This window comes from Bradyrhizobium sp. KB893862 SZCCT0404, assembly GCF_018130885.1.
Taxonomy (GTDB): Bacteria; Pseudomonadota; Alphaproteobacteria; order Rhizobiales; family Xanthobacteraceae; genus Bradyrhizobium; species Bradyrhizobium stylosanthis.
Genome location: NZ_JAFCLT010000003.1, coordinates 314,375 through 332,360, shown reverse-complemented (window position 1 = coordinate 332,360; position 17,986 = coordinate 314,375). Strand labels below are relative to the sequence as shown.

General features: G+C 62.7%; 11 protein-coding genes. All 11 read left to right on the top strand.

Annotated features, from left to right (window positions below):
• The first annotated feature begins 85 nt into the window (after window positions 1–85).
• The 11 genes from JQ617_RS15545 (at window position 86) to acnA (ending at window position 17,933) form a co-directional block, all read left to right on the top strand.
• Complete coding sequence (locus JQ617_RS15545; RefSeq protein ID WP_212027081.1) at window positions 86–499, top strand: hypothetical protein; 414 nt, start codon at window positions 86–88, stop codon at window positions 497–499.
• A gap of 274 nt (window positions 500–773) precedes the next feature.
• Window positions 774–5,108 (top strand): strawberry notch family protein, encoded by a 4,335-nt coding sequence (locus JQ617_RS15540; protein WP_212027080.1) that lies wholly within the window; start codon window positions 774–776, stop codon window positions 5,106–5,108.
• Window positions 5,108–6,166 (top strand): DUF7146 domain-containing protein, encoded by a 1,059-nt coding sequence (locus JQ617_RS15535; RefSeq protein WP_212027079.1) that lies wholly within the window; start codon window positions 5,108–5,110, stop codon window positions 6,164–6,166. The genes JQ617_RS15540 and JQ617_RS15535 overlap by 1 nt, the downstream gene beginning before the upstream one ends.
• A 330-nt stretch (window positions 6,167–6,496) precedes the next feature.
• Window positions 6,497–7,426 (top strand): DUF2493 domain-containing protein, encoded by a 930-nt coding sequence (locus JQ617_RS15530; protein ID WP_212027078.1) that lies wholly within the window; start codon window positions 6,497–6,499, stop codon window positions 7,424–7,426.
• A gap of 514 nt (window positions 7,427–7,940) precedes the next feature.
• Window positions 7,941–9,095 carry an ABC transporter substrate-binding protein gene (locus JQ617_RS15525; protein WP_212027077.1) on the top strand — a complete coding sequence of 385 codons (1,155 nt, stop codon included), beginning with the start codon at window positions 7,941–7,943 and terminating at the stop codon, window positions 9,093–9,095.
• A gap of 113 nt (window positions 9,096–9,208) precedes the next feature.
• Window positions 9,209–10,843: an ABC transporter permease gene (locus tag JQ617_RS15520; RefSeq protein ID WP_249157132.1), complete on the top strand. Its 1,635-nt coding sequence runs from the start codon at window positions 9,209–9,211 to the stop codon at window positions 10,841–10,843.
• Window positions 10,836–11,900 (top strand): ABC transporter ATP-binding protein, encoded by a 1,065-nt coding sequence (locus tag JQ617_RS15515; protein WP_212027076.1) that lies wholly within the window; start codon window positions 10,836–10,838, stop codon window positions 11,898–11,900. Before JQ617_RS15520 ends, JQ617_RS15515 begins: the two co-directional genes overlap by 8 nt.
• Window positions 11,901–11,927: 27 nt before the next feature.
• On the top strand, window positions 11,928–12,959 hold the full coding sequence (locus tag JQ617_RS15510) for a LysR substrate-binding domain-containing protein (protein WP_212027075.1): 1,032 nt from the start codon (window positions 11,928–11,930) through the stop codon (window positions 12,957–12,959).
• A gap of 278 nt (window positions 12,960–13,237) precedes the next feature.
• Entirely contained in the window at window positions 13,238–14,431 is a 1,194-nt protein-coding gene (locus tag JQ617_RS15505) for a CaiB/BaiF CoA transferase family protein (RefSeq protein ID WP_212027074.1), read from the top strand.
• Window positions 14,431–15,231: a citryl-CoA lyase gene (locus tag JQ617_RS15500; RefSeq protein WP_212027073.1), complete on the top strand. Its 801-nt coding sequence runs from the start codon at window positions 14,431–14,433 to the stop codon at window positions 15,229–15,231. The genes JQ617_RS15505 and JQ617_RS15500 overlap by 1 nt, the downstream gene beginning before the upstream one ends.
• Window positions 15,228–17,933, top strand: a complete 2,706-nt coding sequence (gene acnA / locus JQ617_RS15495) for an aconitate hydratase AcnA (protein WP_349630619.1) — start codon at window positions 15,228–15,230, stop codon at window positions 17,931–17,933. The genes JQ617_RS15500 and acnA overlap by 4 nt, the downstream gene beginning before the upstream one ends.
• Window positions 17,934–17,986: the final 53 nt, after the last annotated feature.

Here is a 17,986-nt window from a genome sequence, read left to right as displayed (position 1 = left end):
GGCTTCCGCCGTCCCGCGTCTCTTCACTGTCAATCCCCCCAAGCCCGGCTCGTGCCGGGCTTTTTGAATTATTATGGAGGCTCTCGTGCCCCTCTTTACCATCGAGACTACCTATCGCCTGCCGATCCATCGGCAGCGAACTTACGAAGCCGAAACGCTCGACCAAGCCTGCGATCTTGCCATCACCGACGAGGGCTGGGACGACAGTAAGTCGGACGTTGAAACGTCCGGCGATACCTATCTCACTGGTGCCTGGGAAGGCCGCGACGCCGCCTATATCGGCCAGCCCCTGTCGTTTCCCTCACGTTTTGATGAGCAGGTCCAGCGCAAGGCCGACCATTTCGAGGTGCTGCTCGGTCTGCTCAAGATACTCACCCACGCTCCTGAGGGAGGCTCAGCGGATGTCAAGCTTTGGCGCCGGCGGGCGGACGCCGCCATCGCGAAGGCCGAGACCATTCTCGCGCGCGAAAACGATCCGATCGAGGGAGCTGCGTCATGAGCCAATACATCGTCACCGTCGTCGAGCATGATGCGAGCTACTTCGCAGAAGCGGTCGCCGAGGCTGACGACCGCTAAGGTTGGCCTTCTTGGCAGTTCGGATACTGACGAGCGTTCTGTACGCGGCGCGCCGCCATCCGGTGGGGCGCCGTTTTTTCAGGTCGGGCACGGCCTTGATGCTGAGAGGGAGAGGACGGCCGGGACGGGTTTGAGCCGGCGCGGTCAGAGAGAGCGCCGATCGGCTCGCCCGTTCCCGCTCTCCTTAAGGCTCCCCCATGAACGACCTTTTTTCGATTGCGGCCGACGAGGCTGCCCCGATCTCGCCTGCGAGTGTACCCGAGGTCGGTGCCACCGCCATCTTCGCTGCTGCAGGCCAGCTTCTCCCTCATCTTGAGCATGGTCGACGTATCGACGCCGCAATCCTGCGCGGCGCGATGGAAGTGGCCTTCGGTGCATCCGATGCGACCGGTGCATGGGATTGGAAGACGGCCTATGACGCTTGTGAAGTCGCCACCGTCTTGTTCCTGCGCAAATACGGAAATACGCTCTTCCGCAAAGCCGCATCTCCGGCATCACGACTTTCCGCCTTGGACAAGATCGCGGAGCTTCTGCCGACCCACACGCGCCGCTCTGCCGAGAGCGAGGCTTTCCAGCAGTTCTCGACGCCGATCCCGCTCGGCTTGGCTGCGCTGACAGCGGCCGCCATTACGGCGGCGGATCGCGTGCTTGAGCCGTCTGCCGGCACCGGGCTGCTCGCCATCCTCGCCGAGATTGCCGGCAGCGGGCTCGTGCTGAACGAACTGGCCGAGACCCGGGCCATGTTGCTCTCTTCCCTCTTTCCGGCCAGCTCCGTCACGCGCTTCGACGCAGCCCAGATCGACGATCACCTCGACCCCGCCGTCGTCCCGAGCGTCGTGCTGATGAACCCGCCGTTCTCGGCGATGGCGAACGTTTCCGGCCGCATGGCCGACACAGCGTACCGTCACATCGCCTCGTCCCTGGCGCGTCTCGCCGATGGCGGCCGGCTGGTCACGATATCAGGCGCAAACTTCTCACCCGAAGCCTCGGCCTGGCGTGACGCCTTCGCCCGATTGCAGGAACGGGGCCGCGTGGTGTTCACCGCCGCAATCGCCGGCGCGGTCTATGCCAAGCACGGCACCACGATTGAGACACGTCTCACTGTCATCGACAAGGCGCCGGCCGATGACCCGCACGCATTCCCGGAGTCGCCGGGAATGGCGCCCGACGTCGCGACGCTGCTCCGCTGGATCGGCGAGCACGTTCCACCTCGCCTGATCGTCGCATCGACCGGTCTGCTCCCCGTATCAACCGCGCCAGCGCCTCGCACCGTGCGCGGCTATCTGGCACGGGCGGCCGGGCAGACGGCCAAGCCGTCGGTCGCCGACCCCGAAGCGGTTGACCTCGTCTATGAGACGACCGATTGGACACCGCCCGAGGGCGCGGGCCTCAGCGACGCCATCTACGAGGAGTACCGTCTCCAATCCATCCGGATCCCCGGCGCGCAGGCGCACCCGACCAAGCTGGTGCAATCGGCTGCGATGGCGTCGGTCGCGCCGCCGAAGCCGAGCTACAGGCCCCGGCTGCCAGCCAACCTCGTCAGCGACGGCATTCTGTCCGACGCCCAGCTTGAGACGGTCATCTATGCCGGCGAGGCGCATGGCAACTACCTCGCCGGCGCCTGGACGGTTGACGAGACCTGCGACCTCGTCACGGCCGCCCGCGACGACGCACCGAACGCCGTCCGTTTCCGTCGAGGCTTCATGCTCGGGGACGGGACCGGTACTGGCAAGGGCCGCCAGTCCGCAGGCATCATTCTCGACAACTGGCTGCAGGGCCGGCGCAAGGCGGTCTGGATCTCGAAATCCGACAAGCTGCTCGAGGACGCGCAGCGCGACTGGTCGGCGCTCGGCATGGAGCGTCTGCTGGTCACGCCGCTCTCGCGATTCCCTCAAGGGCGTGAGATCCGGTTGGCCGAAGGCGTCCTATTTTTAACCTACGCTACGCTACGGTCCGACGACCGCGGCGAAAAGCTTTCGCGCGTCCGGCAGATTGTTCAATGGTTGGGCTCCGACTTCGACGGCGTCATCATTTTCGACGAGAGCCATGCCATGCAGAATGCCGGTGGCGGCAAGGGCGAGCGAGGCGATGTCGCTCCCTCGCAGCAGGGGCGTGCGGGCTTGCGCCTCCAGCACGCGCTGCCCAATGCCCGCGTCGTCTATGTCTCGGCGACCGGCGCCACCACGGTCCATAATCTCGCCTACGCCCAGCGGCTCGGCCTGTGGGGCGGCGAGGATTTCCCGTTCGCCACCCGCGCCGAGTTCGTCGAGGCAATCGAGGAGGGCGGCGTTGCAGCGATGGAGGTGCTCTCCCGCGACCTTCGCGCGCTCGGCCTCTACACCGCCCGCTCGCTTTCCTACGACGGCGTCGAATACGAGCTCGTCGAGCACCAGCTCACCGATGAGCAGCGGCGCATCTACGACGCTTACGCCGGTGCCTTCAGCGTCATCCACAATCACCTCGATGCGGCAATGCAGGCTGCCAACATCACCGGCGAGACCGGCACGCTCAATCGCCAGGCGAAGTCGGCCGCGCGCTCCGCCTTCGAATCGGCCAAGCAGCGCTTCTTCGGCCATCTGCTCACCAGCATGAAGACGCCGACCTTGGTCCGCTCCATCGAGAGGGACCTCGCCCAGGGCCATGCTGCCGTGATCCAGATCGTGTCGACCGGCGAGGCGCTGATGGAGCGGCGGCTCGCCGAGATTCCACCTGAGGAATGGAACGACGTGCGCGTGGACATCACGCCGCGCGAGTACGTGCTGGATTACCTCGCCCATTCCTTCCCGGTGCAGCTCTACGAGCCCTTCACCGACGCCGAGGGCAATCTCTCGTCCCGGCCCGTCTTCCGCGGCGGTCAGCCGGTCGAGAGTCGTGAGGCCGTCGTCCGCCGCAATGAGCTGATCGAGCACCTCGCGTCGCTTCCGCCCGTTCCCGGCGCGCTCGACCAGATCGTGCAGCGTTTCGGCACGGACGTCGTGGCGGAAGTGACGGGACGTTCGCGGCGCGTGGTGCGCAGGGGTGACTGCCTTGCCGTCGAGAACCGTTCAGCCTCCGCCAATCTCGCAGAAACCGCCGCCTTCATGGACGACCTGAAGCGCGTGCTTGTCTTCTCGGAGGCTGGCGGCACGGGTCGCAGCTACCACGCCGAACTCTCGGCGCGGAACCGCCGGCTTCGCGTCCATTATTTGCTCGAGCCAGGCTGGAAGGCTGACGCCGCGATCCAGGGTCTCGGTCGAACGAACCGCACCAACCAGGCACAGCCACCGCTGTTCCGCCCCATTGCCACCGATGTGAAGGCTGAGAAGCGCTTCCTTTCGACCATTGCGCGCCGGCTCGACACGCTGGGTGCCATCACGCGCGGCCAGCGCCAGACCGGCGGTCAGGGCCTGTTCCGTCCCGAGGACAATCTTGAGAGCTACTACGCGAAAGATGCACTGCGCCAGCTCTATCTGCTGCTCGCGCGCGGCAAGGTCGAAGGCTGCTCGCTCCAGACCTTCGAGGACGCCACTGGCCTGAAGCTCACGGACGCAAACGGCATCAAGGACGAGTTGCCGCCGATCACGACGTTCCTGAACCGGCTGCTCGCGCTCACCATTGACCTGCAAGGTTTGCTGTTCACGGCCTTCGAGCAGCTGCTGAACGCCAAGATCGAGGGTGCCATCGCCAGCGGCGTCTACGACATCGGTCTGGAGACGCTGCAGGCCGACAGCTTCGTCGTCACCGATCGGCACCCGATCTACACGCACCCGGCGACGGCTGCGGAAACTCGGCTGCTTACGATCACCGAACGCCGGCGCAATCGCCCCATAACGCTGGATTGCGCGCTGGATTATCTCGCCGATGCTCGGGCGGTGCTGCTGCTCAACGAACGCTCGGGGCGCGCCGCGGTGCAGATTCCCGCGCCGAGCTTCATGCTCGATGACGGCGAGATCGAACGCCGCGTCCGGCTGATCCGCCCCATGGAGCACCATCATGCTTCGATGAAGATGATGGACGAAAGCCACTGGCAGCCGACGGATCGTGAGACATTCGCAGCAGCATGGAACGGCGAAGTCGTCGACGTTCCCGAGTTCGCTGAAAGCACCCTCCACATCGTCGCTGGCTTGCTGTTGCCGATCTGGAAGCGGCTGCCAAACGAGTCGACCCGGGTCTATCGTCTCCAGACCGACGAGGGCGAGCGCATCATCGGTCGCAGGGTCTCGCCGGCCTGGGCGGCGAGCGCTTCCACGACCGTGACCGGCAGCTTGACCCCACACGAAGCTTTCTCGGCGCTGATGGAGGGGCGTACCGTCCTCGACCTTGCCGAGGACCTGCAGCTCCGTCGCGTCCGTGTGATGGGCGCCCAACGCATCGAGTTGTCCGGCTTCACCGATACGATGCGTGACCGCCTGCGCACCTACGGCCTCTTCAGCGAGATCATCTCGTGGAAGCTGCGCATGTTTGTGCCGTCAGATGCGACCGGCGCCGGGGTGTTGGCAAAGGTGCTCGACCATTATCCGGTCGTGCGCATCGGCGAGCGCGAGGCCGCCTGATGGCCCGCGACAGCGCTTCCGAACTGGCCCGCCGTCTCGCGCGTGACGCCGAGGCGGTGTGCCGCCATTACCTGTCCAACGGGCGGCGCCAAGGCCGCTACTGGATGGTGGGCGACGTCCGTAATACGCCTGGTCGCTCAATGTTCGTGCGACTCACGGAATCGGTGAAGGGGCCCGCAGGCAAATGGACCGATGCGGCCTCGGCCGAACATGGCGATCTCCTCGATGTGATCCGCGAGAGCTGCGGTCTCGTGGACTTCCGCGATGTCATCACTGAAGCACGACGCTTTCTGAGTCTGCCGCGCCCAGAACTGGAGCCTGAGCCAAATCGCCGGTCGAGAAAATCGTCCGCGCCGGTCGGATCGCCCGAGGCGGCGCGGCGGCTCTTTGGCATGTCACGGTCGATCACAGGCACACTCGTTGAAGTGTATCTGCGCAATCGCGGCATTACGGCTTTGCACGAAACCGGTTGTCTGCGCTTTCACCCGCGTTGCTACTACCGGCCCGACGACCACAGCTCGACCGAGACCTGGCCGGCGATGATCGCCGCCGTCACCGATCTGAACGGCCACCTCACCGGCGCGCATCGCACCTGGCTTGACCCCGACGGCTTCAGCGAGGTGACGCTCGGCAAGGCGCGGATTGACACGCCGAAACGAGCGATGGGCGACCTGCTTGGTCACGCTGTTCGATTTGGCGTCGCTGGTGAAGTCATGGCGGCCGGTGAGGGCATCGAGACGATGCTGTCGCTCCGCAGCGTTCTGCCGACCATGCCGATGGTCGCAGCTCTCTCGGCAGCGCATCTCTCCGCCGTCCTTCTCCCGGATACGCTCCGCCGGCTCTACATCGCCCGGGACGACGATCCTGCCGGTGACGGCGCCATGGCGACCTTGATCGATCGGGCGCAGGAGGCCGGGATCGAAGCAATCGTGATCTCGCCACGGCTTGGCGACTTCAACGAGGATCTTCGCCTGCTCGGATTTGACGCCCTTCGGGCCGCAAGCCGCGTACAGATCGCGGCGCAGGACGTCGCGCGCTTTATGGAGCTGGCGGCATAGCCGGAACGGGGTGGGGGGACGCGGCCGCTTCGTTGCCGGGAGATCGGTGGCCATGCTTCCCCTCAGCGCCGGAGAGGACCGCACTCACGGCCTTCTTAAGAGGGCGATCGGGCAGCAAGCGGCCCGGACCGGCAACCTCGTGGGCCGACTATTTTCCGTCGACGGCAGAGCCGCCTTTACATCGCGAGGCAAAATAGTCGGCCCCCTTCGGTCCTCCGCCAAGGCTGCGGCCCTCCGCTCGCGCTGCGGGTGCAAGTCTGTTCCGCCTGCCGCTTTCGTCGCCATGAAGGCCGCGATGGGCGCGGTCGATCCGACGAGGGGAAAGCCGCAATGACCACCGACCACGACGACGTTTTCGAGCCGCACCACAGCTCATCTCCGACCGACCAGGTCCTCCAGGAACTCCAGCTCTATGGCTACCGTCCCTTCCACGATGAGCCTGATCCCCGCGGGCTTCCTGAAGCGCGAGTCCTCGCCGGCAGCGTCGCCGACATCTTCGATGCCCTGGTGGTGGCGCTGTCCGATACCCGCCTTGAGCCCGACCTCGAAGACCTGCTCTGGTCGACAGTGAACGTCTTCCATCGTGCTATCGACAGGATCGAGCGCGAGCTCGACGACAACGAGCTGGCGCAGCAGCGATCGCAGCGGGAGCAGGACGGCAGTGAGGTGAAATCCGTCGAGCTGGAGCGAATGACGGCGGAAGGGCAGGCCCTGATCGAGCGACGAGGCGCCTTCGAGCTAATGCGCGACCACGCCGCCGATGAGTTCGCACGCCATACCCACTCGAGCTGGCGGCCGCGTAATGGATCGAAGGTCAATCACCGCCACCTGACCGCGGCAATGATCGACAGCCGCGATTTCCTGGCCGCGAAGAGGCGCGCCGACAATCAGGTGCTCCTGCCGCCCGGCCCAAAAGTCGTGCTGACCGGCGGTCTGGACTTCAACGATCACCGGTTGATCTGGGCCAAGCTCGATCAGGTCCACATTAAGCACCCGGACATGGTGCTGCTGCACGGCGGTTCGCCCAAAGGCGCCGAGTTGATTGCCGCCAAATGGGCCGACAACCGCAAGGTCCCGCAGATCGCCTTCAAGCCCGACTGGACGAAGCACGCCAAGGCCGCTCCGTTCAAGCGTAACGATGCGATGCTGGAGACGCTACCCATCGGTGTGATGCACCTCCCCGGCACCGGCATCCAGGACAACCTCGCCGACAAGGCCAAGAAGCTCGGCATCCCGGTCTGGAAATTCGGCGGCGCGTGAGCGCTGCCGCAAATTCCGAAGCTATTGGATCCAATTGTCCTGATTGCGGTGGAGCCTTCAGCCCTATGACCTTTGGCTACGCTATCAGCGAAGTGAAACAGGAATGCACCAATCGAATTGCGACATGCCGCGAACGTACTCTGCTCGCCGCATGCCGGGTCTGGCGTTGAACCGGATTTGCCGGCCCTTCTCTGCAATCCGCATTGCATGTTGATCGATAAACCGACGGAAGGCGGGTGCTCTGATCCGCTCAAGCACAACATCAAGGTACAGCGATGCGGGCTCAAGGACAGCGGATCACGCAAATTGACGCGACCCCCTCTGTCGCGCGATGAAGCGCGTCACTTGCGCGAACCTCGACGTCATGCCCGTGCATGAATGTAATGTGAAGCTTTGATGACAGTTGTATTTTGTCTGTGCAGTTCTAAGCTATACCTTCGCGATCCCTGGATTTCATTGCTTGTAGAGACACAAGAAGAATTTAGGCGCCGCCATCTCCCTCTTAAATTAATAGGTGAAAATCACCGATGCCAAAGGGAGACGGACCATTTCCAGAAACGCAGACAGGTCGGGCCACCAAGCTCCGAGCTCTCCCCTCATCAGTCGGCGAGGCATCGTTCTCGGCGCGGGCGCAGCCGCCTTTACAGGATTGCTCACTGCGAAGGCCCGCGCTCAATCGTCGCCTTCGGCTCTCGTAAAGGCTGCACAGGCCGAAGGGAAAGTCGTCATCTACAGCACGACGGACTCGCAATATTCTCAGCCGATGTTCAAAGCGTTCACACGCAAATTCGGAGTGGTGGTAGAGGAGAACGCGCTTGCGACCAGCAATCTCTACAGCCAGGTGATCGCAGAGGCCGCGGCAAACCAGGTGCGATCAGACGTGGTATGGAGCGCATCAACGGACCTGCAGATGGCGCTACAGGTCGCAGGTCATGCGCAGGTCTACGTATCCGAGGAGACAAGCGCGCTACCGAACTGGGCCCGCTACAAGGATGCGTTGTTCGCGACCTCGATTGAACCCGTCGGATTTGCCTACAATACCCGCATGTTGCAACCTGACGAAGTGCCCCACACCTATGCGGATCTCGCCCGCTTCGTCTCGGAGTCGGCCAAACTCCAGGGGCGGGTTGCCACGACCGATGCCGAGAAGAGCGGGCTTGCTTACATGCTTCATGCCAACGACGCCAAGCTCAACCCGCAGCCCTACTGGAAACTCATCGCAGCGATGGGAAAGGCAGGCGCAAAGACCTATGTCAGCTCAGCCAATGTCATGGAGTCCGTGACATCAGGCGAGAACGTGCTCGCCACTCACATCAACGGTTCATACGCGCTGGAAATCCAGGCCAAGAACCCGAATTTGCGTGCGCATTTTCTCAGCAATTTCACCGCTTGCATGCGCGTGTCGTTCATCAACGCGCGTGCGCCGCGACCTAATGCCGCAAAGCTTCTTCAAGACTTCATGCTGTCGCACGAGGGGCAGTCTATCCTTGCCGCCAATGGCCTGCCTGCGGCCCGCGGTGACGAGGGCTCGTCATCCCTTCGAGAGCTGAAGGACATCACCGGCGCGAACGTCGAGCCGATCAAGCTCGACGAAACGCTTCTCGAGAATATCGACAAGGGCAAACGCCTTGCATTCGTCCGTGATTGGAAAAAGGCGATAGGAAGGTGACCGCCGCTTACCCAAATTCGGGCATTTCGTCTCCCGGGCTACGGTGGCGTATGCGATGGCGTCCATCGGAAGGCCTATATGAGCGGCTGTTCCGCCGCGGAGTGACACTTGTCTTGGCAGTCGTCGTTTTGGCGCCGGTAATGCTCGTTTCGTATCAGAGCTTGCTCGATGGGGCCTTCTTTTCCGGGCAAGCGCAGCTCAGCCTGGAGGCGTATCGGTACGTTCTGTCCGATCCTGATTTCTACTCAGCCCTGAAAACGACCGCGATATTCACCGCGGGCATGGTGCTGATTTCCCTGCCGTTGGGTGCGGTGCTGGCGTTCCTGATGACGCGGTTCGACGTGAGGTTCAAAGGCGTCCTGGAAATCCTGATCCTCATACCGATGTTCCTGTCCTCGCTGATCCTGGCGTTCGGCTATGTCGTGACGGTCGGTCCGCAAGGATTTCTGACGATCGCCTGGCGCGCCTTCTTCGGGAGGGAGATCTGGAACCTCTATAGCCTGACGGGCATGACCATCGTGGCGGGATTGAGCCACGTTCCGCATGTCTACCTGTATGTTTCCTCCGCGATGCGCAATCTCCCGACGGAGCTCGAAGAGGCGGCGCAAAGCTGCGGCGCCAGCCCGTGGCGCGTGCTTGTCGACGTAACCCTGCCGCTGGTCACTCCTGCGCTCGTGTTTGCGACGATGCTCAACGTGCTGCTCGGTGTCGAGGTCTTTGGCATCCCGCTGATCCTGGGCGACCCCCAGGGAATCACGGTGCTCACGACCTACATCTATAAGCTGTCGACCATGATGGGCACTCCATCGTATGAGTTGATGGCCGTCGTTGCCGTTTTCCTGCTGCTTATGACTGTGCCCATGGTGTGGCTGCAGCGTCGCCTGCTGCGCCGTTCGCAGCGCTTTGCGGTCGTCGGTGGCAAGGGCGCTCGTGCCAGCCACCTAAGCCTTGGCATAAGAGGGCAGATACTCGCGATGTCGATCATCTGCGCATGGCTGCTCGTTTCCGTCGTCTTGCCGATCAGCGGCATCGTGGTGCGCGCCTTCGTCACGGCGTGGGGGGCCGGCACCGATCTGTGGCAGCAGGTCTCTCTGCAAAGTTTCCGCGACGTTCTTGCCACGCCTGCGCTGGTACGCAGCATCGGCAATACCATCCTGTTGTCTGTGGGCGGCGGCGCGATCGCGGTCGCCGTGTATCTTGTGATCGCGCTCGCCTCTCACCGCAATCGCGGCCGTTCCGCCGTTGTGCTCGATTATCTGGCGCTGCTGCCGCGGGCGCTGCCCGGCATCATCGTCGGGCTCGCGTTCCTCTGGCTGTTTCTCTTCGTTCCGTTCTTGGCTCCAATTCGCGGCACGCTGCTGTGCATCCTGCTGGCCTATATGGTCGTGGGACTCTCTTATGGACTACGCATCATTCAAAGCACGCTTCTGCAGGTGTCTCCCGAAGTCGAGGAGGCGGCGCGCGTCGCGGGGGCCTCAATCGGCCGCGCGTGGATGGACGTTGTCGTCCCCATTATCCGACCGGGATTGATCGGAGCCTTTGTGCTGATCATGATCGTATTCATACGAGAATACTCGGCCGGCCTCTATCTCATGGGAAGCGGCACCGAAATCGTGGGCTCGCTGATCGTCACGCTGACGCAGAGCGGTGATCTCAACCCCGGCGCCGTGCTCGCCCTGTTGAATATTCTGATGATCGTCACCGTACTTACCCTGGCCCTGCGACTGGGAGCACGCATCCGTGACTGAACTTGCCGTCGAATCCGTCCGGAAAACCCTCGGCCAACAGCAGGTCCTCAAGGATGCGAGTTTTTCCGCTGAAAAAGGCACCGTCACGGCCTTGCTGGGCGCGTCAGGATCCGGAAAGTCCACGCTTCTCAGATGCATCGCAGGCCTGGAGCGCCCGGAGTCCGGCCGGATTTCGATCGGCGGGGCCTCGGTATTCGATTGCGATGCGCATGTCTCGGTGCCCCCCGAACGCCGGCAGGTTGGATTCGTCTTTCAGTCCTATGCGCTTTGGCCGCACCGTACGGTCCAGGACAATGTCGCCTACGGACTGCGGTTGCGCGGCGTTCCCGCCTTGGAGCGCCAGCAAAAAATCGACGAAATCTTGGCGCAGATGGACCTGGCGCACCTGGCCCAACGCTATCCGGCCCAGCTCTCCGGCGGCCAGCAGCAGCGCGTCGCGATCTGCCGCGCGCTGGTCTACAGGCCCAAGATCCTGCTTCTGGACGAACCTCTCTCCAATCTGGATCAGAAATTGCGTGATGAGGCCCGATATTGGATCCGCAAGCTCATCCTGGATCTACAGATCTGTGCCATCCTTGTGACGCACGACCAGAATGAAGCGCTGGCTGTGGCCGACAACATCATGCTGCTGCAGGAGGGCGCCATTGTCGAACGAGGCGCGCCACAGGCGCTCTACGCCAATCCCCGCACGTTCTATGCTGCAAGCTTCATCGGCACCAGCAACGTGGTGGAGGGCCGGCTCGAGCGAGCTGCCGATGGCTCGGACGTGATTGTTGGCGACGGATTCGAATTGCCGGGCATCCTCCAGGGAAATGCCGCCCGGAAAGAAGACTGCATGGCTAGGGCGGTTATCCGCAGCGAGGAGGTTTGTCTCGTTCCGGAAGGTTCGACCGACGCGGTCGAGATGGAGCTCGTCGACTCGATATTTGTCGGCGACCGCTGGGAGTACAGGCTCGCCAAAGGCGGATTGAAGCTCAAGGCGTATGGGGGTAGAGGCTTGCCCCATGGTAGCACAATGGTCAGGATGCCGCGAAACAAGGTATGGATATTCGCTTGAGGCAAACGAGATACGGTGAGGGCGGCTGTGCTTAAGAGAGATCAGCGTATCCGTGTGTTGTATGCGGTGGCCACTTGCGGCGGCTTCACCAATGCCGCTGAGATGCTGCATCTGACCCAGCAGGCCGTCTCCTTTCAGATCAAATCGTTGGAGGACGAACTCGGCGCGAGGTTGATACACCGCGACGCCAAGTCCGTCGAGCTCACCGAGGAGGGCCAGATCCTGGTGCGCTATGCTAAGCAGATACTGGATCTGTACAGCGCGGCCGAAGACGAGATCTCTCACAGCAAGGGACTATACGATGGTCTGCTTCGCGTCGGATGCACCGGTACGCTTGCACGCGTCGCGGTTCCAGGCGCCATCCGTCTCTTTCGCGAAGTTCATCCGGCGGTGTCCTTCACAGTCTCGATCAGCAACAGTGAAGGCGTGCTGGACCTGCTGTCGCGGAGTATCGTCGATATCGGGATCGTCAGCGCCGGTCCGGTCGATCTTGAACAATACAGCATTGAGAAGCTGTTCGACGATGAAGTGGTGTTCATTGCACCGGCCGACCATCAATTTGCGCAACGTGAGTTGGTTACGCCGGAAGAATTGATGTCGGAGCCGTTCGTGCTGCGGGAGGTGGGTTCGGGCACGCGGCGCGTAGTGGGCCAATATCTCAAATCGCTGGGAGTGGAGATCGCCGACTTCAAGGTTGTCACCGAGCTTGGCAGTTCGGAGGCGCTCAAGGCTGCGGTCGCGGCTGGGATCGGTCTGTCGGCGACATCAAGCATCTCGCTGCTGGGCAATCCATTCAGGCCGCCGCTCGCACCCATCAATCTTGATGGACCACCCCTCAATCGCAGCTTCTATCTGGTCATGCCCGTGGCTACAGGCAAGCGAAGGGTGGTCGGTGCTTTCGCGAAGGCGTTGCGCGCGGCAAACGCGGTGGCGTTCGGCGCCACGGGAAGTGAACGTGAGGCCGAGGGATCCTTCCATCTGCCGGGAAGAGCTCTCCCGCGGGCGAGTCGCGAACCTGATGTAAGAGCACTTCGCGCACGGCTCTCAGGACAAAAGTAACACGTCATCATGGCGGATGATACCGAGCGTCCTTTTGGACGCAGTCGAAGGCGCTTGCCCCGGCAATAGCGTGATCGGGCACCGTCATAGTTATCGCATTCGACCTGGAAGATCGCGTCGCTCGACGAAGCAAGTCCCCTCGAATTCGACGCTGATGCCCGCACAAGAAATTTGTGTTTCTCAGCCTGCTTGCAGCGCCCTAGGGTCGCGACGTCTACAATGTGTAGTCTCACTCGCTGCACCAATTCGCAAGCACTTCTACATCCAACTGGATACTCATGACAGCCGCCACACAGCTTCCGCTTGAAGGAATCCGCGTCCTCGATCTTTCACGACTCGTTGCCGGCAACATGGCAACTTTGCAATTGGCGGATTTCGGCGCTGACGTGATCAAGGTGGAGCAGCCTGGTAGAGGCGATCCCCTGCGGGCATGGCGCAACGGCGGCATGGATCTCTGGTGGCGAGAATACTCCCGCAACAAGCGCAGCATCACGTTGAATCTCGGACGTACAGACGGTCGCGAGCTGCTCGATCGTCTGCTTGCGTCGTCAGATGTCCTGGTCGAAAATTTCGTACCAGGCTCGCTCGCCAAATGGGGCCTGAGCCACGATGACATTCTCAAGCATCACCCCCGCCTGGTTATTCTGAGCATCTCGGCCTGGGGGCAGGATGGCCCATATCGGCACCGGCCCGGATTCGGAACGCTGGTTGAAGCCATGAGCGGGTTGGCGGCGATGACCGGCTTCCCGGACAGGCCGCCGACATTGCCGCCGATCCCGATCGCCGACATGATTTCCGGTCTCTACGGCGCCCTTTCGGTCCTGATGGCGCTGCGCCATCGCGACCGTACTGGCCAGGGGCAGGTGATCGATCTTTCGTTGCTTGAGCCGATATTCTCGGTGCTCGGACCGGTAGCGGCCGTTCAGCGGCTCACGGGCAAAGTGGCGAGGCGAAACGGAAACCGGTCTCCCAACTCGGCGCCCCGAAACACTTACAAGACCAAGGATGGAAAGTGGATCGCCCTGTCGGCATCGACGCCGGCAATGGCCGAAAAGCTGTTCCATCTCATTGGCCTCGGCGATCTGCTGGAGGATGAGAAATTTCAGACCAACGAAGCGCGCGTCCGCCATGGCGACCAAACCGACGCCATCGTGGCGCAAGCATTGTCGCGCTTCGAGTTGGTGCAGCTTCTGAAGATGTTCGACGACGCCGGTGTCGCCGGCGCGCCGGTCTATGACGTCGCTGAGTTGCTGGAAGACGCGCATGCGGTCGCGCGCGGTGTCGTGGAGCAAGTGAGCGATTCGAGTATCGGCAGCTACCCCATGCATGCGCCACTGCCGCGGATGTCGGTAACGCCAGGCCGGATCCGCAATGTCGGCCCTGCGCTAGGCGAGCACACCAGCGAAGTGCTGGGCAGCGTGGGACTTAAGGAAAATGAGATTTCGCAATTGCGGCGGGATGGAGTGATCTGATGCAGACCAGCGGAATCGAAATGGGGGCCTGGCGCAGCGCGATCACCGGCTTCGACCGGGAGCGCATCTTCACCAAGGGCGTTCAGATCGAGGAGCTGATGCGGTGCGGGAACTTCGGCGATATCGCGTTCCTGCTGTTCAAGGGGCACCTGCCGCAACCCTGGGAGTCCCGCCTGTTCAACGCCGTGTTGATCGCCTCCGCCGATCACGGGCCGACCTCGCCCTCCACCCTTGCGGCGCGAGTCATCGCAAGCGGTAACCGGCGCGCATTGGAGGCAGCCGTCGCAGGCGGCCTACTTGCGATAGGTGACGCCCATGGCGGCGCCGGTGAAGAGGCGATGCAGGTGCTGCGCGAGGGGTTGGACGAGATGACCCGTACCGGGGCGACGCCGTCGATGATCGCCCGTGGTATCGTGCAGCGCTTCGCCGCGCAGGGCCGGCGGCTGCCGGGCCTTGGCCATCGCTTCCATGATGTCGATCCGCGCGCTCCCGTGATATGGACGATGGCCCGTGACGAACGTCTGCCAAGCGGCCCAGTCGAACTGATGTTGGCCATCGAGGAGCAGTTGCGGGCAGAGAAGGGCCGGCTGCTCCCCATCAACGTGGATGGAGCGATAGCAACTGTTCTGGTGGGCCTCGGATTCGAGCCCGCGATCGGCAGGCTTGCCTTCCTGCTGGGTCGATGCGCCGGTATCGCCGCGCATGCGCTGGAGGAGCTCACGCGAGAGAAGCCGATGCGGATCAAATTTGCATATGCTTACGACGGTCCGCTGCCATCCGATGCGGAGCCCGCTCGGTGAGTCCTTCCGTCTTCAAAAGCGACAGCTTCGGGTCCAAATCGAGCCTTGAGGTGGACGGCATCCGCTATGCCATCCACGACTTGCGCGCGCTCAAGGCGCGCGGGTTCGACGCCATCGACCGGCTGCCATATTCCCAGCGCTTGCTCCTGGAAAATCTGCTTCGTCACGAGGACGGCCATTCGGTCACCGCAGACCATATCGCAACCGTGGCGGGCGGCACGAAATCAACCGGTCCAAAACCAGAGCTTCTCTTTCGTCCCGCGCGTGTGTTGATGCAGGATCATACCGGGCTGGCCGCGCTGGTCGACCTGGCGGCGATGCGGGATGCTGTCGACAGGCTGGGCGGTGATCCTTCGCTCGTGAGGCCGCTCCGTCCAACAACGGTCGTCATCGATCACTCGGTTCAAGTCGACAGTTTCGGGCAAGCGCGATCGCTGCAGCACAATATCGTCAGGGAGATTGAGCGAAATCGCGAGCGCTACGAGTTCTTCAAATGGGCTCAGGGCGAGATGCCGGGATTAAAAGTCGTGCCGCCCGGCAACGGTATCTGCCACCAGGTCAACTTGGAGCTGCTCGGGCAGGTCGTTTGGCAGGAGCAAGCCGGCGGGATGCGATGGGCCTATCCCGATACTGTCGTCGGCACCGATTCTCACACGCCCATGATCAACGGGCTGTCGATCCTCGGTTGGGGCGTTGGTGGCATTGAGGCTGCCGCCGTCATGCTTGGCCAGCCGATATCGATGCTGATGCCCGATATCGTCGGTGTGCGCCTGACCGGATCTCTTAGGCCTGGCGTCACCATGACCGATCTTGTCCTTACCGTGACAGAGTTGCTCCGCGGGACCAAGGTCGTTGGCAAGTTCGTTGAATTTTGCGGCCCGGGACTCGACGCACTGTCGGTGCCGGATCGCGCGACGATTGCCAACATGTGCCCGGAGTATGGAGCGACGGTCGGCTATTTCCCCATCGACCAGCAAACCATCAACTATCTGAAGATGACCCATCGTCCGGCACATACGATTGGGCTGGTCGAAGCTTACGCAAGACGGCAGGGACTGTTTCGAGCACCGGGTCAGACGGAACCCGAATATTCGCAGCTCGTAGCCCTCGACCTCGGCACGGTCGAACCGAGCATCGCAGGACCGCGGCTGCCGCAACAGCGGATTGCGCTGCGCGACGCCAGGCAACGCATTCAGGAGACGCTCGCGGAGCGGCCGCCGGCGCGACCAAGCAAGGCAGAGCAGGCCGATCGGCAAGCTCCGCCGCTGCGTGACGGCTCCGTCGTCCTGGCCGCAATCACCAGCTGCACCAACACCTCCAATCCTTCGAGCATGCTCATGGCGGGTCTTCTCGCGCGCAACGCCGTGCGGCGCGGGCTCGGCATCCGCCCCTGGGTCAAGGCAAGCCTCTCGCCCGGCTCGCGGGCAGTCTCCTTCTATTTGCAGGCTTCGGGATTGCTGCCCTATCTGGAGGCTCTCCGTTTCCACGTCGTTGGCTATGGATGTATGACGTGCATCGGCAACTCGGGGCCGCTGGTCCAAGGCATGGAAGAAGCGTTGCGCGCCGCTGATATCTGGGGCGCCGCGGTCCTCTCCGGCAATCGCAATTTCGAGAACCGTATTCACCCCGCCGTGCGAATGAACTTCCTCGCATCGCCAGCGATGGTCATCGCATACGCGATCGCCGGTCAGGTCGATATCGACTTCGAGCATGAGCCGCTGGCACATGACCCCGACGGCGAACCGGTCTATTTGCGTGAGCTTTGGCCGGATAAGGCGAGCATCGACGCCGTCATGGGAGCAGCGGTGGATCCCTCGATTTACCGTCAGGCTTCGGAGGCGGTCTGGTTGGGTGAGCCCGGCTGGCAATCGCTGCAAGCGGCCGGCGGCAACCACTTCGCTTGGCCGCAGTCGTCCGCCTATCTGAAGCCGCCACCACATCTGGACCATGTCGGCCTGCAGCCTCCCGCGCTGCAAGACATCCGGGGGGCCCGTGTTCTCGCTCTGCTCGGCGATTCAGTCACCACAGATCACATTTCTCCGGCCGGAAGCATTGACCCGGCGGGGGAGGCTGGGCGTTACCTGCTTGCGCAGGGTGTCGTGGAGCGGGACTTCAACACGTTCAGCACCCGGCGTGGAAACCACGAAGTGATGCTTCGCGGCGCTTTCGCCAATCCCGGCCTCGCCAATCGACTGGTGCCGGGCCGTGCGGGACCATGGACGCGCCATCTGCCTGGAGGTGAGATTATCAGCATCTTCGAGGCATCGCGTCGTTACACGACCGCCGGAGTACCACTATTGTTGATTGCAGGTCACGAGTACGGCACCGGCTCTTCACGCGACTGGGCGGCCAAGGCCACGCGATTGCTGGGCATAAGGGCCGTGCTGGCCCGGAGCTTCGAGCGCATTCATCGCTCGAACCTGATCGGCATGGGTGTGTTACCGTTGCAGTTCGAAGACGATGCGTCGGCGGACAGTCTGGGTCTGGATGGCACTGAGGAATTCGATATCGAGAGTCCGGCTGATGGGATCACCGCGCAGCAGCGACTGCTGGTACGAGCCCGGCGGACCGATGCCAGCGAAATCCTGTGCCGTGTGGTTTGCCGCGTGGACACACCGGTCGAGGCCGAATACCTCGCTCACGGCGGAATTCTTCCCTTCATGTTGCGGCGTTTGACCGCTTCGGTGCCGCCGCAGCAATGAAGAGGCTTTATGAATCCCCAACCGGCCGCGATTTCTTCAACACGGGAGATGGA